The sequence below is a fragment of the Deltaproteobacteria bacterium genome, from assembly GCA_016178705.1.
Classification (GTDB): domain Bacteria; phylum Desulfobacterota; class Binatia; order HRBIN30; family JACQVA1; genus JACOST01.
The window spans coordinates 522,689-549,410 of record JACOST010000014.1 but is presented as its reverse complement, the minus strand read 5'-3'; the positions used below and the strand labels follow the sequence as shown (position 1 = coordinate 549,410).

General features: G+C 63.5%; 23 protein-coding genes. 13 read left to right on the top strand and 10 right to left on the bottom strand.

The window, feature by feature from the left end:
• Nucleotides 1–77 precede the first annotated feature (77 nt).
• Both HYR72_10520 and HYR72_10515 read left to right on the top strand, forming a co-directional pair.
• Nucleotides 78–494 carry an arsenate reductase ArsC gene (locus HYR72_10520; protein MBI1815402.1) on the top strand — a complete coding sequence of 139 codons (417 nt, stop codon included), beginning with the start codon at nt 78–80 and terminating at the stop codon, nt 492–494.
• A 378-nt stretch (nt 495–872) separates the two neighbouring features.
• The gene (locus tag HYR72_10515) at nt 873–1,526 is read left to right on the top strand and encodes an endonuclease/exonuclease/phosphatase family protein (GenBank protein MBI1815401.1); all 654 of its coding nucleotides are present in this window, start codon (nt 873–875) and stop codon (nt 1,524–1,526) included.
• A gap of 59 nt (nt 1,527–1,585) precedes the next feature.
• Here HYR72_10515 and HYR72_10510 read toward each other — a convergent pair whose 3' ends face one another.
• On the bottom strand, nt 1,586–1,795 hold the full coding sequence (locus tag HYR72_10510; GenBank protein MBI1815400.1) for a hypothetical protein: 210 nt from the start codon (nt 1,793–1,795) through the stop codon (nt 1,586–1,588).
• 68 nt (nt 1,796–1,863) lie between these two features.
• Between HYR72_10510 and HYR72_10505 the strand changes: the two genes are divergently transcribed.
• From HYR72_10505 to HYR72_10480, 6 genes are all read left to right on the top strand, one after another.
• On the top strand, nt 1,864–2,073 hold the full coding sequence (locus tag HYR72_10505) for a DUF433 domain-containing protein (protein ID MBI1815399.1): 210 nt from the start codon (nt 1,864–1,866) through the stop codon (nt 2,071–2,073).
• Nucleotides 2,074–2,094: 21 nt separating this feature from the next.
• The gene (locus HYR72_10500) at nt 2,095–2,388 is read left to right on the top strand and encodes a BrnT family toxin (protein ID MBI1815398.1); all 294 of its coding nucleotides are present in this window, start codon (nt 2,095–2,097) and stop codon (nt 2,386–2,388) included.
• Nucleotides 2,360–2,602 carry a hypothetical protein gene (locus HYR72_10495; protein ID MBI1815397.1) on the top strand — a complete coding sequence of 81 codons (243 nt, stop codon included), beginning with the start codon at nt 2,360–2,362 and terminating at the stop codon, nt 2,600–2,602. Before HYR72_10500 ends, HYR72_10495 begins: the two co-directional genes overlap by 29 nt.
• Nucleotides 2,603–2,773: 171 nt before the next feature.
• Complete coding sequence (locus HYR72_10490; GenBank protein ID MBI1815396.1) at nt 2,774–3,403, top strand: LysE family translocator; 630 nt, start codon at nt 2,774–2,776, stop codon at nt 3,401–3,403.
• A gap of 304 nt (nt 3,404–3,707) precedes the next feature.
• Nucleotides 3,708–4,082, top strand: coding sequence for an HAD-IA family hydrolase (locus HYR72_10485; protein MBI1815395.1), 375 nt, complete (start codon nt 3,708–3,710; stop codon nt 4,080–4,082).
• A 29-nt stretch (nt 4,083–4,111) separates the two neighbouring features.
• Nucleotides 4,112–4,942, top strand: coding sequence for a class I SAM-dependent methyltransferase (locus tag HYR72_10480; GenBank protein MBI1815394.1), 831 nt, complete (start codon nt 4,112–4,114; stop codon nt 4,940–4,942).
• An 8-nt stretch (nt 4,943–4,950) separates the two neighbouring features.
• Here HYR72_10480 and HYR72_10475 read toward each other — a convergent pair whose 3' ends face one another.
• The gene (locus HYR72_10475; protein ID MBI1815393.1) at nt 4,951–8,406 is read right to left on the bottom strand and encodes an AsmA-like C-terminal domain-containing protein; all 3,456 of its coding nucleotides are present in this window, start codon (nt 8,404–8,406) and stop codon (nt 4,951–4,953) included.
• 149 nt (nt 8,407–8,555) lie between these two features.
• Here HYR72_10475 and HYR72_10470 point away from each other — a divergent pair, with 149 nt between their 5' ends.
• Both HYR72_10470 and HYR72_10465 read left to right on the top strand, forming a co-directional pair.
• On the top strand, nt 8,556–8,969 hold the full coding sequence (locus HYR72_10470) for a putative lipoprotein (GenBank protein MBI1815392.1): 414 nt from the start codon (nt 8,556–8,558) through the stop codon (nt 8,967–8,969).
• A gap of 19 nt (nt 8,970–8,988) precedes the next feature.
• Nucleotides 8,989–10,905, top strand: a complete 1,917-nt coding sequence (locus HYR72_10465) for a hypothetical protein (protein MBI1815391.1) — start codon at nt 8,989–8,991, stop codon at nt 10,903–10,905.
• Nucleotides 10,906–10,913: 8 nt separating this feature from the next.
• On the opposite strand, the gene HYR72_10460 is transcribed toward HYR72_10465, so the two are convergent.
• Together HYR72_10460 and HYR72_10455 are read right to left on the bottom strand one after the other, a co-directional pair.
• Nucleotides 10,914–11,723, bottom strand: a complete 810-nt coding sequence (locus HYR72_10460) for a transporter substrate-binding domain-containing protein (GenBank protein MBI1815390.1) — start codon at nt 11,721–11,723, stop codon at nt 10,914–10,916.
• 143 nt (nt 11,724–11,866) lie between these two features.
• On the bottom strand, nt 11,867–12,955 hold the full coding sequence (locus tag HYR72_10455) for a ferritin-like domain-containing protein (protein MBI1815389.1): 1,089 nt from the start codon (nt 12,953–12,955) through the stop codon (nt 11,867–11,869).
• 307 nt (nt 12,956–13,262) lie between these two features.
• On the opposite strand from HYR72_10455, the gene HYR72_10450 reads away from it, so the two are divergent.
• A complete protein-coding gene (locus HYR72_10450; GenBank protein MBI1815388.1) occupies nt 13,263–15,131 on the top strand; it encodes a carboxylesterase family protein in 1,869 nt (622 codons plus the stop codon).
• Nucleotides 15,132–15,142: 11 nt separating this feature from the next.
• Nucleotides 15,143–16,324: a radical SAM family heme chaperone HemW gene (gene hemW, locus HYR72_10445; protein MBI1815387.1), complete on the top strand. Its 1,182-nt coding sequence runs from the start codon at nt 15,143–15,145 to the stop codon at nt 16,322–16,324.
• 81 nt (nt 16,325–16,405) lie between these two features.
• Here the strand turns inward: hemW and lysS are convergent, their stop codons facing one another.
• The 4 genes from lysS to HYR72_10425 form a co-directional block, all read right to left on the bottom strand.
• Nucleotides 16,406–18,253 carry a lysine--tRNA ligase gene (gene lysS, locus HYR72_10440; protein ID MBI1815386.1) on the bottom strand — a complete coding sequence of 616 codons (1,848 nt, stop codon included), beginning with the start codon at nt 18,251–18,253 and terminating at the stop codon, nt 16,406–16,408.
• A 208-nt stretch (nt 18,254–18,461) separates the two neighbouring features.
• Nucleotides 18,462–19,619, bottom strand: coding sequence for an acetyl-CoA acetyltransferase (locus tag HYR72_10435; protein MBI1815385.1), 1,158 nt, complete (start codon nt 19,617–19,619; stop codon nt 18,462–18,464).
• A gap of 125 nt (nt 19,620–19,744) precedes the next feature.
• Nucleotides 19,745–21,136: a 3-hydroxy-3-methylglutaryl CoA synthase gene (locus tag HYR72_10430; GenBank protein MBI1815384.1), complete on the bottom strand. Its 1,392-nt coding sequence runs from the start codon at nt 21,134–21,136 to the stop codon at nt 19,745–19,747.
• Between the two features lie 153 nt (nt 21,137–21,289).
• A complete protein-coding gene (locus tag HYR72_10425; protein MBI1815383.1) occupies nt 21,290–22,186 on the bottom strand; it encodes an SDR family NAD(P)-dependent oxidoreductase in 897 nt (298 codons plus the stop codon).
• Between the two features lie 198 nt (nt 22,187–22,384).
• Here HYR72_10425 and HYR72_10420 point away from each other — a divergent pair, with 198 nt between their 5' ends.
• Nucleotides 22,385–23,563 (top strand): acyl-CoA dehydrogenase family protein, encoded by a 1,179-nt coding sequence (locus HYR72_10420; GenBank protein MBI1815382.1) that lies wholly within the window; start codon nt 22,385–22,387, stop codon nt 23,561–23,563.
• A gap of 92 nt (nt 23,564–23,655) precedes the next feature.
• On the opposite strand, the gene HYR72_10415 is transcribed toward HYR72_10420, so the two are convergent.
• Nucleotides 23,656–24,804, bottom strand: a complete 1,149-nt coding sequence (locus tag HYR72_10415) for a TCR/Tet family MFS transporter (protein MBI1815381.1) — start codon at nt 24,802–24,804, stop codon at nt 23,656–23,658.
• Between the two features lie 342 nt (nt 24,805–25,146).
• A complete protein-coding gene (locus tag HYR72_10410; GenBank protein ID MBI1815380.1) occupies nt 25,147–26,673 on the bottom strand; it encodes a hypothetical protein in 1,527 nt (508 codons plus the stop codon).
• Nucleotides 26,674–26,722: the final 49 nt, after the last annotated feature.

The following is a 26,722-nucleotide window of genomic DNA, read 5'->3' as shown; positions in this document are numbered from 1 at the left end:
GCTTCGTACCGAAGGGCTGCGTATCGAGGGGCTCCTTCTTGTGCATGCTGAGTTGGCGGACTGTCTTTGAGTCGTCGATGATCACGATAATCTTTGCTTGCGTGCACAACGCCGGGCGATCACAGATGGCGGCGGCGTTCTTCAACGCGTTGGCTGACACGTCGCAAGTCCGCGCCCTGTCCGCCGGCACCGAGCCGGCGGCGCACGTGCATCCGCAAGTCGTTCACGCCATGCGCGAGGTCGGCATCGATCTGTCGGACGCTGTGCCAACACAACTGACCGATGAGATCGCCGCGGGCGCGCAACGGCTCATCACCATGGGCTGCGGCGAAGCCTGCCCCCTTGTCCCCGGGCTTCGTCGCGACGATTGGACTCTCCCGGATCCGAAGGATCAACCCATCGAGCGCGTGCGCGAGATTCGCGACGAGATTCGGGTCCGCGTCCTTGCACTGCTCGCCGCGGAGGGATGGCTGGCCGAAACGCGCGCACGCTGACTCCTCAAGCAAGAATGCATCGGAAGTCGTCATTGCGAGGAGCGGAGCGACGAAGCAATCTCGCCAAGCATGGTGTCTCGTTCGACGAAACCTCCACCGTATTCTACGATCCGCTGTCGGGGAGCTGACTTTGAAACTCACGAGGCAAGGAGTGCTGGAAACTTGTCGCGGGAAGATCGACGCTCCGTCGAGCTATCCGCCCAAGGCGGCCGCACAAGCACATCACGTTCATTGCAGCCGGCGAATCGCCGGTGTTAGGATGACCGGGCATGCAGCGTTTGGAGCAATAGGCCGACCGGCCGAATACGTTAGGCTGCTCGACGCAGGTCCAATCAGATGCGAATCTTGACCTGGAACTGTAATCGGGGTCCTGCGGCCATGAAGCTCCCGCTCATTGCCCCGCTGAAGCCGACGATCAGCGTCCTCCAGGAATGTCCTCGGCCGAAAGAAGACGATCCGTGCACACTGTGGTTCGGCGATAACCCCCGGCAGGGCATCGCGGTCTCGGCGTCCTCCGGCTACCGTATTTCCACTGTTCCGGTCCGCGAAGTGCCCCGATATACTGTCCCGATACAAGTCACCGGCCCAACGTCCTTCCTGCTTCTGGCGGTCTGGGCAAAGACCGACCTTAACTTTCGCTACGTCAAGGGAATCATTCGTGGCGTCGAATGCTACGCCGACTTGATCGCGGCGCAACCGACGGTCATCGCTGGTGACTTCAACTCCAACAAGAAATGGGACTACAAGCGTCCTAGCCATTTGAACCATTCCGGCCTGGTGCGAAATCTTGCCGCACTGGGGCTTGTTAGTGCGTATCATCACTTCCACGGCGAGGAGCAGGGAGCAGAGTCGCGTCCCACGCTGCACATGCTAAAGAACCGCGGGCGACGCTATCACATCGACTACTGCTTTGTCCCGAAGTCGTGGACGGCGCACATCAACTCCGTCGATGTCGGCACGTACGAGGCATGGATCAAGTACAGTGATCATTGCCCCCTCGTGGTGGATCTGGCATTGCCGGAAGCGGACTAACCCGTCGTTGCAGCGGCGGCGCGTTTGCGCGCCGCTGAACTCCAATCGTCGCCGGTCCGTCACCACTTCTTGTCGCTGCCTGGCCACAGCGGGGCGATCAATTGAAACGGTAACGATAGCGTTCGCTCCATTAGCCCCAACAACTCTCGGCCGACGGCCGAGGGCGACAGTGGCGTCACCACTGGGTTGTTGATTGATCCGCTCACCGCGACCGGGATCGAGACCAACTGGCCGCCGAGGATACCGCTGATGACCGGGATACGGCTCACGCCCTCGCCGGAGTTCGTTAGCCGGGCCGAGGGGCTCCGTGCTAAAGGCCTACGGGAGGAAGGCAAGCATGGAGGTTCGCAAACCTCTGATCACAACGTCGCCGGGGCGATTGAGCGGAGCTCCCGTGTTCGCTGGTACGCGAGTCCCCGTGCAAACACTGATCGACTACCTTGAAGCCGGCGATTCCTTGGACGCGTTCTTGGACGACTTCACCAGCGTCTCTCGCGACCATGCGATTGCTGTCCTGGAAGTCGCCAAGTCCGCACTCCTCCTGTAATGCCTCGATGCGCGAATGCCGATTCGGTTCGAATGGGATCCGCGGAAGGAACGGCGCAATCTAGAGAGGCATGGGATCGGCTTCGACGAAGCGAGCACCGTGTTTGTCGACACGCTGTCGATCACGATCCCCGACCCGGAGCATTCGGACGACGAGGAGCGTTGGGTGATCATGGGCGTCTCGCATCGCCAGCGCCTGCTCGTCGTGGTACACATGGAAGACGATGAACAACAGATCGTCCGAATCATCAGCGCGCGTCCGGCGGACTCGGGCGAGCGGAGGGAATATGAAGAAGGCCGCCCTCGAAAAGGATGAGATGCGCGAGCACTACGACTTTTGTGGCGGGGTCCGCGGCAAGTACGTGCGGCGGTACGCCGAGGGAACAAACGTCGTCGTGCTGGATGCGGACGTGGCCAAGATGTTTCCCGACCGGGAGTCCGTCAACGAAGCCCTTCGCGCGGTCGGTCGTGTTGTGGAGATGCGCAATCAACGGCGAGGTCGACTCAAAGCTTCCACTCGACGCGCTTAAGGACGCCAGCGCTTGATGCCCCGCGTTGCCAGCCCGTCGCCACTTCATGTCGCTGGCCAGAGCTGTGCGATTAGTTGGAATGGCAACGTCCTCAGCGACTGCCAACGGCAAGCCGCGCCCGAGTGGCTCGCCGTCAGATTGAGCGGGCGGAACTGGTACGAGAGGTGAGGCGTGAGTCTCGACGTCACCGGCTTCGCATTGGTAGCGACCATCCTCACAATCAGCCCGGGTCAAGACACCTTCCTCGTCCTTCGCAACGCGACACTGGGAGGCTTCGCTGCGGGCATCGGTACGACCGCCGGTGTCTGCTCAGGGCTCTTCCTCCATGCCACGCTCTCCGCTCTCGGACTCTCAGCGATCATCATGAGTTCGGCCGAGGTCTTTTCGGCGGTAAAGTTCCTCGGAGCCACATACCTCATCTGGCTCGGCCTTCAGTCGTTGGTGCGAGTTCGACAACCGACCCGCTCGGGCGACGTGATCGCCGCCGATAGAGGCGACATCTCTACCAGCGTCGCCGCACGCCAGGGGTTCCTCTCCAACGCTCTCAATCCAAGGACTGCCGCGTTCTATCTGGCACTGCTCCCGCAGTTCGCGGTGTTCCCAGACAGCGTGCTGGTCGATTCGCTCGCGTTGGCTGGCGTCCATTTCGTCATCGCGTTCGCCTGGCTCACTCTCCTGGCTGCGGCCGCCCACCGCGGCCAACGGCTTCTGCGGAACACGCAGGTATCGCGAGCAATGGACTTCATCGCCGGAGTCGCACTGCTTGGCTTCGGCCTTCGCCTCGCGTTTGCGAGGCGGTAGCCGGATCTCTCGCGGAGGCCGCGTGTTCAATTCGAGCGAGACATCGCTGGTTCTCTTCGACCTGGGCGGAGTTGTATGCAAGTTCCTCCCGGAACGCCGACTGGAGCAGCTCTCGTTGGTGTCGAGGAAGCCGGCCACGCTGATCCGAGAGCTGCTCTGGGATTCCGGCTTCTCGAGGCGCTGCGATCGAGGCGATCTCAGCGCCGCGGAGATGCACCAGCGAGCGTGCGAGATCCTTGGGTGGACGGCCGACTACGCCGAGCTCCGACGCGTCTGGGCAGCCGCGTTCGAGCCAGATTCACGCGTGCTGGCCTTGGTCAATGGTCTCCGGCGGCATCGCAAGACTGGCCTACTCACCGACAATCCCCCTGTGATCAAAGACGCCCTCGGGCATGAACTCAGGGAAGTCGGACTTGCTTTCGACTACCTCGGCTTTTCCTGCGAGCTTCGAAGCCTCAAGCCCGACCCGATCATCTTCCGAACAGCGCTCGTGCGCGCCGAGTCAAAGCCCGAGGAGGTGTTGTTCATCGACGATGTCCAAGCGAACGTGGATGCAGCCAGAGCCATTGGCATCACTTCCTTTCTCTTCACCAACGCGCATGCCCTCGAAGCTGACTTGGCTCGCGTTGGCATCTTGGCCGATTCCTCGCAACGACGATTTCCGTCACGGCCAAACTGAGACACTACCCACGAAGGGACCTTCACCCAATGTCCGATCGAAATGCGAGTCGCACGGCGCTCGGAACCGCATACATGCGGGCCGCGCATCAGTTGCTTGATGCACCGCCGCAGATACTCGAAGATCCGCTCGCGGTGTTGCTGCTCGGACCGGCCGCCTTGGAGCGGATCACCAATGCGGCGAATAGCTACCAAACTCCCCAACGGCGCGCATTGCGCGCGCATGTCGTGCTGCGTTCTCGGTTCGCCGAGGACCGCCTCGCCGCCGCGGTTCTCCGCGGCGTGACGCAATACGTCGTCCTCGGTGCGGGCTTCGATACCTTCGCACTCAGGCAGCCCGCATGGGCGCGATCATTGAAGATTCTCGAAGTCGATCATCTAGGAACCCAAGACATGAAGCGCTCGCAGCTCGCTGCAGCCGGCCTCGCCATGCCGGAGAACGCAGACTTCGCCGACATCGACTTTGAACACGAGTCGTTGCGCGATGGCCTCCTCCGGTATCGCGTCTCGCTAGACGAGCCGACCTTCTTCTCCTGGCTCGGTGTGACGATGTATCTCAAAGAAGACGCCGTTGACGCGGTGCTCCGGTCTGTCGCGACGTTTCCGGCAGGCAGCGAGATCGTGCTGACATTCGCGCCGCCAGGCGACTCCCCTTCACCACTGGACCAGCGCGCCACCGACCTTGGCGAGCCCTGGGTGAGCTACTTCGAGCCTGATGCGATCGAAGCCAAACTACGCGACGCTGGCTTTTCCAACGTGGAGTTCCTTTCGCCAGCGGAGGCTGAGGCGCGCTACTTTCGGCAGCGCCCAAAGGATCTTCCAGTACCGAAGCGAACCAACCTCGTGTGTGCGGTGCTGTAGCCCCGGCATTACTTTTTCTCGCCACCTGGCCACAGCGGGGCGACCAATTGGAACGGCAACGATAGCGTTCGCTCCATGAGGCTCAACAACTCGCGACCCACGGCCGAGGGCGACAGTGGCGTCACCACCGGGTTGTTGATTGATCCGCTCACCGCCACCGGGATCGAGACCAACCGGTCACCTAGGATGTTGCGAATGACTGGGATCTGGCTCACGACCGAGTCGATCTTTCTCAGCGGCGCCACCAGCAGCGTGACATTGAGAGTCTGGTCGATGACGTTGATGGAGCCTTGGCCCACCATCTGCACCGTCGGACCATCGATGATCGCTTCCCGCAGCACCAAGCTACCACCCGCGAGATCACCGATCGCCTTGATGGACGCGTAGGGCAAGTCTTCTTTCGTCAACCCTGCTACCTCGCCAAACGATCCGGTGGCGACGCTGAGGGCAGAGAGCAGCTGCGCCCCACGCCCGACGCGCGCAACGCGTCCGTTGCGGGCGGTGAACTCGACGTGTCCATTGAGCGCGCGACCGAGCGCGCCGACTTCGGCCAGCGTGCCGCGCCCGCTGATCTTCGCACTGAGATCGAAGCGGCCCGTGAGGGCTCCCTTCTGACCGCCGAGACAGGTCACGGTCGAATCCAACTCCTGGCCCTTCGCCGCGGGTTGGAACGCCACGCTCAATTCAGACGCCGCGATCGCAATGGTGCCCGGCGTCGCGATGCCGCACAGCTTCCCTTCCGAGATTCGGATGGTCGGCCCGCTCGCGGCGAGCGTGACCGTGGCTCGCAGAGCATCCCAGGTGAAGCCGCTGTAGGTGAAGGAGTCGGCGGCCACGCGGACCCGTCCGCGCAATGGCGGCACTGGTAGCCGTGACGCGGCGCTCTCTCCGTCACCGTCGTGCGGCAGCAGCGGCGTGAGCTGATTCCAATCGAGCCGATCGCCGGTCACATCAAGATCGACGACGAAGTCTCGCGGCGATGGCATCACGCTGCCGTGAACGTCGAGATGGCTCGTCACCGGGGTGACGAGCGTTGCATCGATTGCGATGGTGCCGGCACTACCAGTGAGCGCGAGATGCGCCAGCCGCACGTCGTCCGCACCGGGGCCAGACACATCGCTCGCCTCGAGCTTGCCCGCCACCGTCGAGCGCATCGGGTCGTCGATGAGGATGCGGGCGCGAAAGTCGCCACCCAGCCAGCCGCCGAGTAGATGATGATCCGGCACCAATGAGTCGAGCGTCGCTTTGGTCACCTTACCTTTGAACTCGAAGTTCGCCTCATGCGCCGTGAGCAGCAGCGCGACCGAGGCATCCGACTCGGCGTCATGAACGACGAGGCGCTTGATGTGCAGCGCATCGGCGCTCGACATCAGGTCGACCTCGCCGCTGAGTCCGCGTTGCGCAGCGAATTTTCCCGAGGCGGATATGCTCGCGGTCCCCTCGCGCATGAAGCGGAGCGCGGACAGCGAAATCGGATAGCGCAGCGCGAGGCGTTCGCGCAACGGCGCCGAGTCGATCGCGAGTTGTTCCACGGCGCCGATCAAATCGACGCGCCAATCACTGGGTTCGTCGGCCGGCCCGGCGATGCTGAGCGAATCCGCCACGACGGTGCCGCTGATCGCTTCGGGATTCCACGGCACGTCGCGCAACCATCGGCTGGCGAACGAGAAGGCCTCTGCCAACACAACGCGCGACGGGCCGACCGTCGCGGCAATCGATGTGCGGGCGTTGCTCCAATCGAGGTGTGCGGAGACGTGTGACAGGGTCGACCCGCCAGTGGTCACCTGAAGGTCTGTCGCGGCAAGGCCGCCGGATGCATACGCGACGTTACCCCCCTCGATGCGCAGTGGCTCCTTCATTCCTTCCAGGCGAGCCGAGAGGCTGAGTGGCGCCACATCCACAGTTACCGCCACGTCGCGCGTGGTGCCGTTCAAGGCCAACTTCGCCGTGGCCGTGCCCTCGACGTTGCTCAGCCGATCCAACTCGCTCGTAAGCGCCGCATTGGCGACGAACCGCTTGAGCAGATCCGGAACTTCCGCCGCATCGGCCTCGACCGTCGCCTCAACGTGAAGCTCGGGTGTCGGTCCGACCAGACCGAGGCGCAGCGTTCCGTCGTGCACGCGCGCCTTGCCGTACCGCGCGATCAACCGCTCGCCACGCAGGACGCCATCGGCAAGCGCGACATCGCCGGACACATCGGTGAGTTCGAGCGCCGCTTTCGGGTTCTCGGCCTGCGGGACACGGACTTGGCCGTCGACCAGCGACCCATCGATCGTCAGCGCGTTCAAATTCATCAAGTCGGCGAATGACGGGCCCTGCGCCTGCAACTGGACACGCGGAACTTGCCCGCCGCTCAGCACACCGAAGATTTCGCGCGGAACTTCTGCCCCCGCCGCGAAAAAAGTTGTGACGGTGCGCGCCGCCGCCACGTCCACATCGCGGGCTTCCAATTGCACGCGGGCCAGCGGAGCCCCGGGATCGAACGAAACCTCACCTGACAGCTGCAGTCGAGGCTGCGCGAGTTGCAGGGTGTGCAACGAGAACGTGGTGGTGCTGTCATCGATCAGTAGCGAGGCGTTCACAGTCTCGCCGTTGATCACCAGACTCTCGTCGCCGCGGCGCAGTGTCAGCAGTGGAAGCGAGCCATCGATCTCCGCCTGCAGCACCGCACTCTCGTCAAAGGTGACGCGGGCGCTGAGACTTGCGTCGGAGTCTTCTACCTGCAGACCTAGCTCGGGCAGAAATTGCGCGACGAGTAGGTGCGGCCGCAAGTGACTCATTTCGATGTTCGCGTCACCCTCGAAATGTGCCGGCTCCATTTCGGCGTGCAGCGTCAGATGATCCCACAGACTCGAGCGGCAGGTCAGATCGAGGCGCAGCCGCTCAGGCGGTAGCTGCATCTGCAGCGCGACATCGGTGAAGAGCACGGCGCGCGCGTGGCTATCGAAGAGATGAACCGAGCCGCTCTCGACGACAACAACCAGCCCCGGCGCCCGCGCGGCCGCAGCCGACGAGAGCGCGGCCAGGGCACCCGCGGCGGCCGCTTGCAGTTGCGCGGGAGAATCCGTCATCGCGGGAGAAGCCGCTATCGATGCTCCGTCGGTTCCGTTCGCCCGCGGCAGCCGTATCGTGACGTCGCGGGCCGTGAGCGAGGCACGCACGGGCTGAAACTCGCCCCGCACGAGAGCAGCAAGGCGCGGATACACCGACACCGACTCGAACGTGGCGCCGAAGGAATCCGGGATCGCCACGCTCGCGTCAGTCAAGACCACATGCGGCAACGGCAAGAGCGACAGGCGCAGCGCCTCGATCTTCACCACGCCACCGAGCCGTTGCGACAGCTCGGTCACGATCCGAGCCTGCACCGAAGTAAGGGAAACGAAGTACGGTACGAGCAGCGCCGCCGCCAGCAGTAGCGTGAGGCCACTGGCGACGATTACCGCCAGTGTCTTCCAGCGACTCATCGCGCGACGACTTAGCACAGTTCGATTGTCGACCCTACGCGCGGACCCAGGGCCACGATCATCCGCCGATACTGGCCGGCCACGCCGGTTTCGGGTAGATCAAGCGTCGCAGTGGATCGACAGCTATCTCACGACGAAAGGACTCGCTGATGTCGCGCACACCAATTCTCATCACGTTGCTGATGATCACGCCACTCGCCTGTTCGTTCTCGGACAGTTCGAACAGCCTATCGCAATCGATTTCGAGCCCGATCACGAGCTCGTCCAGTTCGTCGCCAGGCGGGGCGGAGCGCTCCTATCAGGTCGACGTGCGTGACTACACGCAGGCCTTCGTCACCTCCGGTGGCGACGTCCGCAACTTCCAATCCGATCTCGGGCAGCTCGCCAAGAAGCACGGCGTTACCAACTGGGAAGAGAACATGTCCACCTACGTGGGTATCGGCGAAGGGCTCGGAAAGGCCAAGGTCAATCCGTCGCAGCTGAAAGCCTACCAGCGCAACCTCGGTGGCTCCGACCAGCGCAAGATGGACGCGATCCAGCAGGGGTACGATTCCACGCACTAGGGACCGAGAGCAGCGCGCGATGATCGCCCTCGGCACGCTGCTCGCGTTGGTGCTGACACCGCTGTCGACCGGGGCGGACACGGCGGCGTGCTTCGTCGACTACGTGTACGTCGAGGGCAACGAAGGCGGATCGAGCGGCGGGCACGCGGCGATTCGCTTCGGCGAAGAGACCTTCCACTTCCAACACGACCCTTCCAGTGTGTTGCGCCTGCATCGCGATGCATGGGCGGACTTTCTCTACGCATATGCGATGCTGGAGAATCGCGCCGTGCATGTCAGCCGCATCGCCGCGGCGGCGGACACCTGCGCGCTGCTGCGCGATCGCTTCAGCACCTACCATCTGATCCAAAGCCGGCAACTCGATTTGCTCGACGACGCCGGCAGCGATCGCGAGTTGTTGCAGACACTGCTCGCGCGCGACCGCGGTGAGCCCGACGGCACCGGCGTGCGACTGCCGGGCGCGGGGTTTTTCTTCGCTGAGCCAGTGATGGCTGCGACGCCCGCCATTCCGAGAGAGGCGTCATCTCCATTGGCTGCGCTGCGGAAACGCGTGCTGCAGGAATACGGCGCGCACTTCATTGAGCAACGGATGCGAGAAGTGCGGGATGAAATCGCGCAGCTCACACCGGACGAGCGCGACGAACCGACCGCCCCTCTCTCGGAAGCCTATCCGAGCAGCGCGTACGCGTTCTCGTCGCACTACCGCGATTTGATGACTGGATGGTTGGCGCTGCGCGCGCTCGACCAAGCCCTGCCGCTGCAACAGAATGCGTACTACGCACCGGCGCAGCCGGAGTTCCGCCTCGATGCGCGAGAGGTGGAAGCGCTGCATGTCTTCTCAGCACAACTGGCGACTGAAGTGACTCGGCTGCTGCGCTCGCAGCGTCCCGATTGGGGGTTCGCGTTACTCGTCGGCATGGCGCGTCTGGCGGCACTGCACGAGTCCGAGCAGCGTGGGCGCTTGGTCTTCCTCGACGCCTTTCCACGCGAGGCGACTGTGATCACGCACTCGGCGCTCGCGTCACGCCGCGACATCTTGCCGGACCTGCTCGCCGAAGCGCGTGAACAGTTGCAGCGCGCGCGCACACCGCTGGTCGCACCGAGCCGGATCGGCGAAGCCGAGTTCAACACACTAGAAGCCGCCGCCAATCGCTTTCTCGCACTGCACGAAGCGATCAACGAGGGGCAGGATCTGCGCGTGCATCCGGGTCTCCTCCTGCCGTCGCGCACCGTCAGGTGGTCCGACCTCACTCATCCGCACTCGAGCGAGGCGGAGTTGCGTGCAAGCCTGGAGCGAGCGAACGCCCGCGAGCAGGGCTACCGCGCCCAGCTCGCACAGATCTACGGCTACAACCTCGTCACGAGGAATTGCGTCTCGGAGATTTTCCGGGTCGTGAACCGCACATTGGAACCAAGCGAATCCGCGCAGCGTCTCGGCGGCTACGTTGACACCCACGCGTCGCTCAATTTCATTCCGTTCGTATCGGCGGCCGCGGTGAACAGCGCGTACCGCGTTGCGGAACGCGGCGAGATTGCGTCGTACCGGGGGACGCGCCTCGCCGAGATGTACCGGCACGAGAATGGACTCGCGGTTTACCTGCGCGAATCGACCACACTCACGTCGACCGTCTATCGCCAACGCCCGGAAGACTCGATCTTCTTGTTCTTCACTGACGACGCGGTCGCCACGCGCCCCATATTCGGTGCCCTGAATCTCGCCACCGGCGTGGCCGCGAGCGTCGCGGGCGTAGTAATGGCGCCGTTCGACCACGGGCACACGCTGGGCGCGGGACTGCGCGGCGTCCTCTTCAGTCTCCCCGAGCTGGCGTTCTTCAACGTACGGAAGGGCTCGTTCGACTACGTCCGCCGCGAGTACCGCCCGGCACTCGACGAGCCCGCAACCGTCGCCGAGATCGCACTACGCGATCCGCCGTAGCCGGCGACTTACTTCGGTGCCTTCAGATCGAGGCTGACTTTGCGCACCGGGATCCACTTGTCCAGCTCTGTTTCGACCTGGTCGGTGTTCTGCCAATGCAACAGCGTGGAGTTGAGACGCTCGCGCAGCGGCTCGTCGCCCTTGCGCACTGCCCAGGCGAGATACTCCTCCGTCAACATTCGGTAACGGCCAATCAGTTCAGGATCCTTCTTCTCGAAACCGCCGGTGACGCGCCAGATCGTCGGCGCGTCGTGGATGAAGACGTCGATGTCACCCGCGCGCAAGGCGGCGATGCCGGCCTCGGGTGAATCGAATCCACGCAGCGTGGCGTGCGCGAGCTTGCGCCGCACGTACAGCTCGCCAGTGGTGTCGGTGTGGTAACCCACGCGGGTGGCCGGTAGATCGAACGTAGCGTAGTCGCGGTAGCGGTTGTAATCGGCGCGACGAATCAGCGCCATCTGTCCGACGCGCAAGTACGGTTGCGTGAAGGTGACCAGTTTGCTGCGCTCTTCGGTAATCGACATGCCGGACATGATCACATCAATGCGACCATCGACGAGGGCGGGAATCAGCTCATCCCAAGTCAGCTCAACCAACGTCACCTTGATCTTGAGATCCGGCGCCAACATGTGCGCGAAATCGGCTTCCACGCCCTTGAGCTCCCCGTGGTCCTTGAACGCGAGCGGTGGATAGACAGGCGCGATGCCGACGCGCAGGTCGGTGGGAATGCCGTCCACCTTGGATGTCTCGTGATGGCATCCGGACACAACCGACAGCGCCACCAGCGCCATCCCAATCGTCGCCGCAAACCTTTTCATCGATTGGCCCCTCCGTCCGCTCTTTCTATATGTGTGGACGCCGACGGAATCCATACGTGAGGCGGGATCGGCTTTCGCTCAGACAGCCGCTTGATTTGCGGGCGACGCATGCGTCGCCGCTACAGGTCGCAAGAAACAAACCTTCAGTCAGGAAAGACGATGTCGCCGGTGTTGGCGTCTTCCATCGACTCGAGCACCGACGTGTCGTCCCAGATGGGAATGCCTTCGCGTTGGTAGAGTTCGCGTGAACGCTCGGTGACCGCGCCGACGCGGACGAGCGCCGGCATCATCAGGTCGCGGAAGGAGTGGAGATGGCCGGGAGGAATCTTCATTCGGATGCCGGCGGCGCCGGCCTCATGCAAGGCGGCGATGAAATCCTGCAAGTCGATGCCGCTGCGTTCGAGCACTTTGAGGAAGCCGGGATCGGCTTTGCGTTGCCCACTACCGTCAACGCCACCTTGGGCGTCGACCATGCCCTTGACCGCCGCGAATGCGAACTCCGCGACGTCTTCGCGATCGTCGGCATGCATGTCGGCGAGCGTCTGCTTGAGGTAGACGTTGCCGAACGCGACGTGGCGCGACTCGTCGCGGAGCACGTTTTCGGTCAGGCTGCGCAGCAGCTCGCACGACGTGTCCCGGCGCATGTTATGGAACGCGGCGAGCGCCAGGCCCTCGACGACCATGTTCATACCGACCATGATCTTGGCGTAGTGATTCGCCGCCAGCGTCGCGTCGATCAGTTCCTTGAGCCATGGCGACATCGGATACACGAGCGCGAGCTTGTTGATGTAGCGGTGGTAGACCTCGACGTGGCGCGCCTCGTCCATGGTCTGCGTTGCGCAGTAGAGCTTGGCGTCATAGTCGGGCACGGCATGAGTGAGAGCCGACGCTGTCATCAGCGCGCCTTGCTCACCGTGAAGGAATTGCGAGAGGAGCTGCGCGGTGGCGTGGGCCGCGAAGGTCTCGCGTTGCGTCTTCGATAGCCGCTGGAAGAAGGGCATGCGCAGGAAGAAGTTGCGCTCTTCGTCGATGATCGGCTTCGACGGATCGATCTCGATACTCCAGTCGAGCTGCTGCTCGGCGTCCCACTGCGCCTGTTTAGCCTTGCGGTAAAGGTTGTCGAGCTTCTCTTGCGAGATCGCGTAGTCGAACTGCCAGCACACTTCCATCGGCGCTTTGAAGCCGTCGATCTGCCGGGCGTCGGGGGTTTCCACGGTTTCATCGTTGATCATAGGCAGTCCTTCGTGGCCGAAATCGGTGCGGCCAAAATTGGTTACGCCTCCATTGCCAGACACGAAACGTACTTGGAGCTGACGCTATCGTCAACTGGGGTTCCATGAGCTTCCCTGTTCCCTGTAGGGGCGACGCATGCGTCGCCCCTACTCAGAGAAGATCGCGTGTTACAAACACTGGCGAGACACGACATGAGTTGCCCGGCGAATGCCCGACCATCCATCAACGTCAACAATCGTCGCTCGGCACTTCCAAACCAGCGTGCGACAGCGATATGGTACGCAACGATTCGGAAACGGAGGGACGATGGCGCGGAAAACTGGTTGCGGTCCACTGCTAGCTACAGCTCTGATCGCCGTGATGATGAGCGCAGGCTGCGCTCCCGAGGAGCACGAGGCGCGGACGCTCGATCCCGCTGCCCAGCGGATGACGTCGTCAGGAACGGTCGTGGGCTACGTCGGCCAATACGGCAATCACGCCTGGCTCGGGATTCCGTTTGCCGCGCCGCCGGTTGGTGCGCTGCGTTGGCGCGCGCCGCAGCCACCGCCGGCGTGGACGGGGACGCGCGAGGCGATCGAGTTCGGCTCGCCGTGTACCCAGTTCGCCAGCCCGCTCGGCGGCGTCAAGGGGCGCGCCGGTGAGCCGGTCGGCAGTGAGGACTGTCTCTATCTCAACGTGTACGCGCCGAAGATGGCGGAGACTAACGTGCCGAAGAACGACGCGCGCCTGCCGGTGATGGTGTGGATTCACGGCGGCGGCAATTCGATCGGCGAGGGCGGCTTCTACAACGGCGGTAACCTCGCGGCGACCCACAAGCTGGTCGTCGTCACCATCAACTATCGCCTCGGCCCGTTCGGCTGGTTCCGTCACCCGGCGCTGCGCGGCACCGGCACCAGCGATCTCGATCACTCGGGCAACTTCGGCACGCTCGATCTCGTGCGCGCGCTGCAATGGACGCGCGACAACGTGGCGGCGTTCGGCGGCGATCCGCACAACGTGACCATCTTCGGCGAATCGGCGGGCGGCACCAACGTCTTCACGCTGCTGCTGTCACCACAAGCGAACGGTTTGTTTCAACGTGCCATCGTCGAAAGCGGCGGCTTGGGCCTGAGTGATGTGATCGAGGCCGAGCACTTCAGCGACGATCCCGAGCCGGGCTCCGCGAACAGTTCCAACGAAGCGCTGCTGCGGCTGCTGATCGCCGGCGGCCAGGCCACCGATCGCGCGTCGGCCAAGGCCCGTCTGGCCGGAATGAGCGGCGCCGACGTCGAACACTACCTGCGCGGACAAACGAGCCTCAGCGTTCTCAAAGCGTATACGCCGGCGCGGGGCATGGGTATGATCGATATGCCCAAAGTCTTTCGCGACGGCGTCGTGCTGCCGGCCGACGATCCAATGCAGCGCTTCGCGCGCCCGAGTGGCTACAACCAAGTACCCGTGATCCTCGGCACCAATCGCGATGAAAACAAGCTGTTCATGTTCGGCGATCCGGCGCGCGTGCGACGGATCTTGTGGCTCATCCCGCGCCTGCGTGACGAGCAGCACTACGTCCTGACCGCCGAGTATCTCGCCAAAATGTGGAAGGCGACGGGCGCCGACGAGCCCGCGTGGCAGATGCGCAACACGCAAGGGCCGAGCGTGTTCGCCTATCGTTTCGATTGGGACGAAGAGCCGCACCTGCTCGGCGCCGACCTCTCGGTGATGCTCGGGGCCGCGCATGGCTTCGAGATTCCGTTCGTCTTTGGCCATTTCAATCTCGGCCGCGAAGGCAACCGACTCTTCACCACGGACAACGAGCCCGGTCGCCACACGCTCAGCGCGCAGATGATGTCGTACTGGGCTGAGTTTGCTTACCGCGGCGCGCCGGGGCGTGGGCGTGACGGTCAGCAGCCGTCGTGGGCCGCGTGGGACGACGGCAGCGCGACGAGCGCCAAGTTCATCGTCCTCGATACGCCAGCGGGCGGCGGCATTCACATGTCGTCGGATTTTGTCACGCAAGCGAGTGTGCTCGCCGCCGTCGATAGCGATCCGCGCCTGCCGACACAGAAGGACAAGTGCGGCATCTTCCGCGAGCTGGCGAATTGGTCGCGCGGCTTCACCAAGAAAGACTATCCCACCGCTGGCCAGCGCGGCTGCAAGGAGTTCCCGTTCGACGCGTATCCGTGGGAGAGCTGAGCCCGAGCAGCATGAATCGCTTCTCGCTCTATCTCCACATTCCGTACTGCCACGCGAAGTGTCCGTACTGCGACTTCAACTCGCACGCGGCGACCCGTTGGCCTGAAGCCGAGTACACTGATGCGTTGATTTGCGAGCTGGACCACTACGCGGCGCAGCCGGATTGGCAGGGGGAAGTCGGAACGATCTTCTTCGGCGGCGGCACGCCGTCGTTGTTTGCGCCCGAATCAATCGCACGCGTCCTGGCCGCCGTGCGGAGAATATGGCCCGCCGAGTTCCCTGGGTCTGCCGACTGCCCCCTGCCGACTGCCGACTGTCCCGAGATCACGCTCGAAGCCAATCCCGGCACCATCACGCTCGACAAGCTGCGCGGCTTTCGCGATGCAGGCGTTAATCGCATCAGCTTCGGTGTGCAGTCGTTCAACCCGCGGCATCTCAAAACGCTCGGCCGCATTCACGACGATCAGGAAGCCATCGCCGCGATTCATCTCGCCCACGCGGCGGGCTTCGACAACCTCAATCTCGATCTGATCTTCGCCGTCCCGGGCCAAACACTGGAAGAGTGGGAAAGCGACTTGCGTACGGCGATCGCCCTCGCGCCCGATCACATCTCGGCCTACAACCTGACCTTCGAAGAAGGCACCGCCTTCTACACCATGCGCGCCAAGAAGCAGCTCACTCAAGCGCCGGAGGAGATCGAGGTGGCGATGTTCATGCGAACCGAAGAGCTGCTCGGCGCCGCCGGTTACGCGCACTACGAAATCTCGAACTACGCACGCGCTGCGCGCGAGTGCCGCCACAATCTCAACTACTGGCGCGGCGGTGCCTACCTCGGCGTCGGCGCCGGTGCGCATTCGTTCTGCCACGTCCCGGTTCCGGGACGGCGGTGGAGCGATGAGAAGAGCCCGACCGGGTACATCCAGAAGGTGAACACGCACGGTCACGCGCGGGTCTACGCAGAAGCACTCGCGGACTCGCAAGCGCAAGGCGAATTTGTGTTTCTCAACTTGCGCCTGCGCGACGGCTTCGCAGCAAGCGCGTTCGCCGACCGCTTCGGCGTCGATTTTGTTTTGGCATTCCCGCACGCCGCCGAACTGCGACGCGACGGATTGCTGGAAGCGAACGCGTCGCGCTGGCACCTCAGCGAGCGCGGCCTGATGCTCGCCGACAGCGTCTTCGCGACGTTTCTGTAGTAGCTCGGAATCATTCGTAGCCGCAGGCTTCAGCCTGCGTCCGAAACGGCGCCGGAACAAGGCGCAGGCTAAAGCCTGCGGCTACGGCTTGAGCGGTGGCACTGCCGCGATTGGAAGGCCGTCCTTCACCAGCGCTTGGATGTACGCAGCCGCGCGCTCCTGGAAATCCCCAACTCCGTCGAACGTCTCGAACAGTACGCGCTTCATGTGCGTCTTGCCCTCGTTCAACGTGACCTTGAACTCAATGACGCCAACGGCTTGCGTATCGGCGGCGAGGGCCAGCTCGGCATCGATCGCGGTGATTCCGCTCTTGTGCTCCGCGGTCCACGCTTCGAACTGCTCGCGCGTGATTCCGCTCTCCGTCCAGAATTCGGTGAGCCCGTACGGCAGCTCGCGAAGACGTGTGGTCACGAAGTTCCGATCGAGGAACGCCAAGAGATTGCCCGCCTTGGGGCCGGAGTCGCGCGCCAACAATGCCAGATAGACCGCTTGGAACGCCTGCGGCTGCTCGATGGGCGTGAGCCGCGCCACGGCGAAGATGCATTGCTGTAGCGCGTCCTCGTCCCACGCGGCCGACTCCAACGCCAACGCCAAGCGATGGAGGAACGCGACTTGCGTCGGCCGCAGTCCACGGGCCGCGGACGGCAAGGTCTGCTGCAAGACGATCTTCTCGTCTTCGCTGGCGTAGAACTCGAGCCAGTGCGCGGCGGTTGCCACGCGCCGTTGGAGGTGCCGCAGCTCGACATCCGTCAGCGGTGCGCCTTTGCGCTTCGCCACCTCGCCTTCCAAATCGAGGAGGTGCGGGAGCTGAAGCAGGGCCAGCACCAATTGGAAGTTCGCTTCATAGAAGTCGCCTTCCGGTTGCACCTCCGAGAGGAGGTACGCGTGCTTCTCGTCCTCGGTCACTTTCGGATCGTGGTACGAGCGCCAGTGCGTGCGGTCGAAGTCGCTGAACAGTTTCGTGATGTTCTTTTCGTCTGCGGCGAAATTCACCGGCTGGTTGGGTTTCGTGCGGATCATCAGGAAACGCAACACCTCGGCGGGAAGCAGCGTCGCGACCTCTCGTGCGGACACGCCGACCCCGCGCGACGAACTCATCTTGGCGCCACCCACCAAAAAGAACTCGTACGGAATGTTCGTCGGCGGCGCCTGCCCGAAGATTTCGCGCAAGCACGCGGCGCCGACATCGCGTGAGCCGCCCTTGGTGTTGTGGTCCTTCCCCGCCCCCTCGATGGTGACACCGAGCACCTTCCACTTCGCCGTCCACTCCAACTTCCACGGCAGCTTGCCGCGTCCGTCGAACGGCGACACCTTTCCGCGGTATTCACATCCACGCGCCCAGGTGACCAGATCCGGTCTGCACGTGTAGACGACTTCGCCGCCTTCGTAGGCGGTCACTTCGGTGGTGCCAACGCGGCCGCAGCGTTCGCAGATGACTTGGAACGGATACCAATTCTCCGCGCGCTTGGAGCCGCTCACTTCGCGATAAATGCGGCGCACGACCGCGGCGTGCTGCAGGATCGTGTCGATGGCTTCATTGAATCGGCCCGAGCGGTAGACATCGCGCATGCGGTACTGCTCGGTCCGTACGCCGAGTTCCGCGAAGACCGCGAAGAATTCTCCGATGAAGTGCTCCGCCACATCGCTGGCGTGCGAACCCGGCGGTGCGGGCACGTTGCACAACGGTGCGCCGAGGAAGGGCGTGAAGTGCTCGGCCTGCCCGGCGGGAATCTCATCGAGTGGATCGTAGTCGTCGACACCGAACAAGTAGCGCGCGGGGACGCCATGCTCTTGCAGGGCGCGAAACACCGCGTCGTGAATGATCACGCCGCGTAAGGCGCCGACATGCACACGCCCCGACGGCGTCTTCGAATCATTGACGATCTGGGGTCCGCTGACCCGGCGCGCCACTTCCTCGGTCCAAAACATCACCAACTCCGCGCGTTCTCTGCTAGCGGAATCATCTGCGCTCCGCCAGCGCGAGGAAGAACGAAACCGCCGATTCACGCCGATGGGGATTTGGATAGAATTCAATCCGTAGGGTGGGCACTGCCCACCAGGACCGGACGGTGGGCAGTGCCCACCCTACTTCTGCCGCTGCTATCGGCGTCGATCGGCGGTTCCTGGCGCCAACCCTTCACGGCATTCCGATGATGGTCATGCCGCAGGTCTGCGGTGCGCCACCGATGTTGTGGCTGAGTGCAACGGTCGCGTTCTTCACCTGCCGCTTGTCGGCCTTGCCTTGGAGTTGCTTGTAGTTCTCGTACAGCATGCGCACGCCGGTGGCTCCGGTCGGATGGCCGAAGGTCTTCAGGCCGCCGTCGGTGTTAACCGGCAACTCGCCATCGAGCGCGAAGGTGCCGCTGGCGATGTGATCCTTCGCCGAACCCTTCTCGCACAGCCCGAGATCTTCATAAGTCAGTAACTCTGTGAGGGTGAAGCAGTCGTGCACCTGGGCGATGTCGATCTCCTTGAACGGATTGGCGATGCCGGCCTGCGCGTACGCTTGCTGCGCCGCGTAGACGGTCGGCTTCCAGCGCAGGAAATCGAACGACGGATCGCTTTGTGGATTGGGCGCGAGCGCAATGGCAACGGCTTTCACCAACACGTAGTCGTCACGGAAACGCTTGGCCAGCTCGCGCTTGGTGATCACCGCGACAGCCGCGCCGTCGGACTGCGCGCAGCAGTCGTACAACCCGAACGGCCACGAAATGATCGGCGCCTTCAACGCGTCCTCGACCGTGATCTCGCGCTTGAGCATCGACTTCGGCGCGAGCGTGCCATTGTGGTGGTTCTTCACGGCGATCTTGGCGAGGTCTTCGCGGCCGGCGCCATAGGTTTCGAAGTACTTCGCGGCGCACAGTGAAAACCAACCGGCCGGCGTCATCGGCAAGCCGCGGACGCCGGTGGTCACCGCGCTGGGGCCCGACACGCCACGGTCCTTCGGTTTGTCGAAGCCGACCACCAACACGGTGTCGTACATGCCGCAGGCGACCGAGAAGACGCCGTAGCGGAACGCGTCGGTGCCGGTGGCGCAGTAGTTCGTCACCATGCTGACCGGGCGTCCGAACAGCTTCAACGCGTCGGCCACTTCGGCCGTGCCTTTGTTCGGATACACCGCACCGCAGAAGACCGCTTCGATCTGTTCTTGCGGATTCTCGATGCCGGCGTCTTCGTAGGCTTCGAAGGCGGCTTCGACAATCATGTCCTCCGGCGACTTGTCCCAGTTCTCGCCGAACTTGCAACAGCCCATGCCGACGATGGCAACTTTGTCTCGGATCGCTTCGGGATTCATGGTTTCTCCTCCGGAACAGCTTACAACGGATTAAACGGATTGAACGGATTCCGATCTAGCCCAAAGCACGTTCCTCACTTTTTTCCCAATCCGTTTAATCCGTTCAATCCGTTGTAAACCCTCCGTCACGATCGCAGCGGCGTGCACTTCCAAAAGTAGTTGGGCGTGCCGCCATACTCGTGGATCTTACGGAAGGCGAACTCCACGGGCAACTCCAACTTCACTTCCTTCGGCGACGCGTCGGTCATCTGCAAGTAGACGCGCGCCCCGCCGTCGACCTCGGTCATGGTGACGATCAGCGGCGGATTGGGGCTGCCGGCGAAGAAATCGAAGGTGAACGACAGCAGCTTGCCGTGTTTGTCCGACAGCCGGACTTGCTCGAAGTCGTCCTTGGCGAAGCACTGGAAGCAAACCCGCTGAAACGGGAACTGCATGGTACCGCAGCGCCGGCACTTGTGGCCGCGAAAGCTGATGTCCTCGTCGCGATCCCGAAAATGCACCGTGGCGGACATGCCCTGGCCGCCGCGGCGATCGACATCCGAGGTCTGCAGATTGCGGAAGTTGAGATACGTATCGTAGTCGCTCAACTCAGCGCGGCGTTCCATGTGCCACTTCATCCCGCGTTTAGTCCACAAGCGCGCGACGTGCTCGGTGACGTTGATCGCCAGCGCTTCGGCCCCGTCGCCGTAGTTCGCGAGCAACAGGCGACTGCCGGGTTTGGATTGTTCCAGCGCCGCAACCAACAGCATTGGCGCGAACGCCGCACCGGTGTTGCCGAGCTTGCCGAACAGCAGGTCCTGCACTTGCGTCTTAGCCTCGAAGCCGGTCGCGCGCGCGACGCCGGCACAACTGCGAGCGTCGGGGCTGTAGAGCACCGCCTTGGAGAAGTCCTTCGCCGCGAGTCCGCTCTTCTGCAGCAGGCCGTTGATGGCATCGACCATGTTCGTGGTGTAGCCGTGCTCGACCACGAAGCGATCTTCCCACGACTTCACGAAGCGATCGCTCTCGGTCCGCCAGACGTCGATGATCTCGTCGGAGATGACGTGGTGATGCTCGACCGTCGCGGCCACATCGCCGGTGCCGATCAAGAAGGCGCCGGCGCCGTCGCCGAAACTCTTCTCCAATGCCGAACGGGGGGCAGCCACACGGCAATCGCTGGCGATCACCAGCACCGTGCGCGCGGAGCCCGCCTTCACCGAATCGATCGCCGCGCGCAGCGCACTCGTGCCGGCGCGCAGCGAGTCGGTCAGGTCGGCGGTGGCCACATCGCGGCGCAGGTCGAGCGCCTTGGCGATGACGCTCGCGGCTTGCTTCTCCTTGTATGGATACGATGTCGATGCGAACAACACACCGTCGACCGAGGCGCGATCGATGCCGTCGAGGCAGTTCATCGCCGCCGCGACCGCCATGGTGACGCAATCTTCGTCGAAGTTCGCGACCGCGCGCTCGCCGCCGCCCGGCCCAGCCTTGCGCCCACCACCACCAATCGCCCCGAGCTGCAAACGCAGCATCGGCACGTACGCTCCGTATGAAATGATCCCGACCATTTGATCCCCTAAGAACGACTTACCACCGAGGCACCGGGTTCACAGAGGGAAGACACTGAGCCGTGCGAATTCCAGCACATTTCTAGTCCGCCTCGGTGTCCTCTGTGCCTCGGTGGTGAAGTCCTATTTCTTCTGCTCCGCCCGCGCGCGCATCTGCGGGATGCCGATCGGTTGCAGATGTTCGAGGAACACGCCGTCGAAGTTGGCGGCGACTTCGCTCGCGCTCAGGCCGCCCGGCTTGTACATCATTGCCAGCGGCCGCGGTTGCTGAAACAGCGTGAAGGCGTAGCCGCGGCGGCCGAAGATCTGGCCGTTGACGTGTGCGGCCTTCTCGGACGCCAGATACGCGATCATCGGCGCATTCAGCGCGACGTTCATCTCGGGCGGCGGGTTGTCCTTGTCGATGCCGGGGATGGTGCCGGTCATACGGGTCATGCCCGCCGGCGCCATCGCGTTGACCGTCACGCCGTACTTCTCCATCTCGATCGCCCACACCAACGTGAGGCCCATGATGCCGGCCTTGGCGGCACCGTAGTTGGACTGGCCGAAATTGCCGCGCAGCCCAGCGCTCGATGTGATGTTGATCACGCGGCCGTAGTTCTGCTCTTTCATCAGTGGCAGCGCGTGGCGGCCGCAATTGAAGGTGCCTTTCAGATGCACCGCGATCACCGCGTCGAAGTCGTCCTCGGTCATCTTGGCGATCGAACGATCGCGCACGATGCCGGCGTTGTTGACCAAGATGTCGATGCGCCCGAACGTGTCGACCGCGGTCTTGATGATGTTGGCGGCGCCATTGAAGTCGGACACCGAGTCGTAGTTCGGCGCCGCGTCGCTACCGAGCGCTTTGATTTCCTTGACCACCTGCGCGGCCGGATCTTCGGCGCCGCCGCGACCGTCGATCTCACAGCCGACGTCGTTGACGACCACCTTCGCGCCTTCGCGCGCCAGTTCCAGCGCGATCGCTCTGCCGATCCCGCGCCCGGAACCAGTAACCACGGCAACCTTGCCCTGAAGCAACATCGAAGCGTCCTCCCGTTGAGCGTAAATTCTCGATGATGATGAAATGATGCCCGGATGAAAGTTGACTTGCGGTACCACTTCGCCATATTCGAGTCAATCAAGTGATTGAAATGTCGTGAGTCGTGCTCGTGACTCGTGACTTGGCGGACGTTCCGAGTACGAACTCGATTCACGATTCACGAATCACGACTCACGCCCATGGACTTCACGCCCTCTCCCACCCTCGAACGCACACGCGCGGAGTTTCGCGCGTGGTTGGACGACAACCTGCCGGACCGTCGCGCGTGGCAACGGATCGAAGCGAGTGACGACACCGCGGCGCGCATCGCCTTCTTGAAGGCATGGCAGCGGCGCGTCTACGAGGCGCGCTGGGTAGCAGTGCATTGGCCGTCGGCGCACGGCGGGCGCGACGCCACGCTGCTCGATCATCTCGTGGTGACCGAGGAGCTGCTCAAAGCCGAAGCCCCGCCGCTGATCAACGCCCATTCGATCAGCATCTCGGGTCCGACCCTCCTGACCTTCGGCACGTCCGCGCAGAAGGCGCGCTATCTCCCCACGCTGCTCAGCGGCGATGAGATTTGGTGTCTGGGATTTTCCGAACCCAACGCCGGCTCCGACCTCGCGTCGCTGCGGACGCGCGCCGTGCGCGACGGCGATCATTGGGTCCTCAACGGGCAGAAAGTGTGGACGACGTACGCCAATCAATCCGACTTCGGCCTGTTCCTCGTCCGTACCGATCCGAGCGCGCCGAACCACAAGGGCCTCAGTTGCCTGATCGTGCCGCTGCGTAGCGACGGCCTCACCATCCGCCCGCTGCGCGAGATGACCGGCGACAACGATTTCAACGAAGTGTTTCTCGACAACGTGCGTGTGCCCGCGAGCAACATTGTCGGCGAGGTCGACAAAGGCATGCAGGTGATCATGACCGCGCTCGGGCACGAGCGTGGCACGCTGCTGCTGGTGGATCGCGTCCGCATGCGCCGGCAGATCGAGCGGCTCCTGCAGCTGGTACGCCGCGTCGCCCACGGTTCGGATCGTACGATGCGGCAACAGGTCGCGCAGTACTACACCGAAGTCGAGATCATGCGGCTCCATTGCGTGCGAGTGATGAGCGATCTCGAACAAGGCCGGCCGCCGACTGACGTGTCGATTCTGAAGCTGTTCGGCAGCGAGTTGGCGCAGCGCCTCGACGACTTCGCGCTCGCCGTGCAAGGTCCGTACGCGCAGTTATGGAAAGGCGCGCCGCGCGTCATCGACGACGGCGATTGGCAACATGGCTGGCTGATGGCGCGCGCCCTCACCATCGCGTCGGGCACGTCGGAGGTGCAGCGCAACACCATCGCGCAGCGGATGCTGGGCTTGCCGCGCAGCGGGTAGGCTGGGTGGAGCACGCTCCACCCCTCAAGATCCAAGCCGCGCCAAGCGCGCCACACGTCTTCACGTCTTGAGGGCGGAGCGGTGCTCCGCCTTTAGCGCGGGCGCGTAACCCGTCCCGCCACCACCATCGCACTCGCCAGCAGCAGGGCGGCGAGCAGGAAGGGCGCGCCGGGTAAGTGCCACTCGCGGTGGCTGATCGCAGCGGCGAAGCTGGTGGTGAACAATCCCGGGCCGATCATGAACGCCACGCCTTGCAGGCCCGAGAGCGCGCCTTGCAGACGCCCTTGCTCTGAGCTGTCGACGTGACGCGTCATCAGTGACTGAGTCGCCGGGCCGGCGAGACCCCACAACGAAACCAGCGGTATCGCCACGCAGAACAGCGCACCGGTGGGGGCGAGCGCGTAGATGGTAAAGCCAACGACGCCGCACGCCAGACCCGCCAGTAAACTGCTTCGTTCTCCCAGCCGCGCAACGACCGGGCGCACCAGCCCGGCACCGACGACGGCACTGAACACGCCGACCACGGCCAACGTCAACCCGACCGTGCGCGCGTCCCAACCGTAGCGATAGTCGGTGTAGAGCACCCACATCGTCGGCTGCACCTCGTGCGCGACGCCGGAAAGAAACACCACGCCGGCCAGCCCGAACACGGATGCGTGCTGGCGCAACATCGTCAACGCGCCGACCGGATTCGCGCGTCGCCATTGGAAGCGCGCGCGTCGCTCCGCGGGCAGCGACTCGGGCAAGATGAAGAAGCCGTACGCCGCATTGGTCAGACTCAACGCCGCGGCGACCCAGAACGGCAAACGCGTCTCGATGCTGCCGAGCAGTCCGCCGACAGCTGGCCCCACTACGAAGCCCAACCCGAAGGCGGCGCTGAGCATGCCGAATCCGGCCGCGCGTTTTTCCGGCGGCGTGGTATCCGCGATGTACGCGCCGGCGGTACTGAAGGTCGCCGCGCAAATGCCGGAGATCACGCGGCCGACGAGCAACCAGCTCACCGAGGGCGCCAGCGCCATCACGATGTAGTCGAGACCCAACCCGAGATTGGAGATGAGGATCACCGGCCGCCGTCCGAAGCGATCGGAGAGCGCGCCCAACAGCGGCGAGAAGAGGAACTGCATCGCCGCGAACGCCGTAGCGAACACACCAAAGATCGTCGCGGCGCTGGCACTGTCGCCGCCTTCGAACGCCAGCACCAGTTTTGGCAACACCGGCACGATGATGCCCAGCGCCAGCATGTCGAGCACGACGGTAACGAAGATGAACGCCAGCGCCGCCTTGCGCGCACTGGCCGGCCTGCTGGCTTCGTCGTCGCTCACCGGACCATCTCGATCAGTCGCTCATCAACCATAACCGACGAAGCGGCCAAAAGGGTACGGTGGCGCGGTGCCTTGCACAAAGGGCCCGCAACAGTGGGCCTGTCATACCGGCGAAGGCCGGTATCCAGGCGGAGTGTGAGGCGCGATTCTGGATTCCGGCTTTCGCCGGAATGGCGAATGGGGAGGCCGCTCCCTTGTGCAAAACCAAAGGGAGTGGAACTCGCGCCCGCCCCCTTCGTTGCGAAGACCGTGCGTAGCGGTTTACGGGAAGCGTGCTGCCATGTTGCCGTTCTTGTCGACTTGCGGGTTGCTGCCCAAGAACGTCACCAGCGGCCCCGGCGCGAGTCCAACCGATTTGAACAGACCAGCACCGAAGTCCTTTGGTTTGGCGTTGTACACGACGTCGAAGGTAGTGGGATTGACGGCCGGACTCATGTCGGAGGGCAAGCTCGACACAATCGCCGCAGCGATCAGCGTGCCGCTGGGCAACTTCTGCGTCGCGATCGCGGTGGTCGGACAAGCGCCCGTACCGCCGACGATCACCGACTTGGCCGGGCTTGCGAACAGGCCCACGACCGGCGCTTCGAACGCAGCGCCACAACTGCCGTGCGCCGCGACTTGAGTGGTGTTCGCACCAAAACCACCATATGTCCCACCGACCGGCGTGACGCCGGATTCCGCTGCGGCGACAAACGGAGCGGGATATGGGGGGGGGATAGGAGGCCCGGGCGGGGACGAGTTGTTACCACAGGCTGCCGCCAACGAGAGCGATGATGCCTGTACAACCAGTGCGGTATCCGTAGCTGATACGGCGCCCGACTTGGCGGGAAAAACCAGGTAGCTGTAGAGCGAAGCGGTGTATCCCGGTGGAGTCACGCCCGCGCCGATACTGAGTCGGGTATCGACAGGGAAGTTTGCATAGGTAGCGCCGGCGCCGGGCCATGGTGGGGCACCACAGGTAGCGTCGCCTTCGCGCACGGCAGTTCTGGAAGCCAAGAGCGACGAGGTGACGAATATCCCGGTATCGTTCGATGTCGTGACCGGAGGTACGAGGCTCGAGTCGGTAGCCACGACGCCCGGAAACGCGATGATGGAGATGCCCAACGCGGTGGCGGCGGAGTAGGCCGAGATGGTCGTCTTGGCGTCGAATTCTTTGAACTTCGCGCCGGCCGGGAACGGTGACGGCGGCGCGGTCATGCCGCCGCCGATCCCCTCTTGCGCCCGGATGGCCCCACCGACCGGCGCGATGCCCGGCAGTGATCCCAACACCATGTCAAAGATCCCGGTGTCCGAAGTCGCCGGCGGTCCTCCGAGGGCCTTGTACCGAAAATAGATATGGATGTAGCAACTGCCCGGGCCACCGTCGTCGATGGTGATCGCCGGGTTGGCCTTCGTGGTGTCGAACTTGTCCCAAGTGCCGCCGGTGACGGGATTGAAGAGACTCTCGATCGCGACATCGGTGATCGTGCCGGTGAGCGAGTCGTACATGAAGATGCCCGTGTTGGGCGGCGCGGCCGTTACGGCCTTGGCGGCGAACGCGACCAGACTTCTAGCTGGACCGCAACCCGAGAGGCCTGCGTATCCCGCAATCGAAGCCTTCGCCTTGGTGCCAATGGCCGCGAAGGTCTTGCCCGCGAAAAAACTTCCGCCTGGAAATAGATCGCCCTTCGCAGCGATGTCCGTCCACAGGCCGGTGCTCGCGTCACGAAAGCCGAAGCCTTCGGCACGGGCCACTGTTGCCGTTGCCACGGCGATCAGCGTCGATAGAACGATCGATCGCAATCTCATAACCCCTCCCTTTCGTAGAAAGCTAATGGCTCCAGACAGTATCGACGGA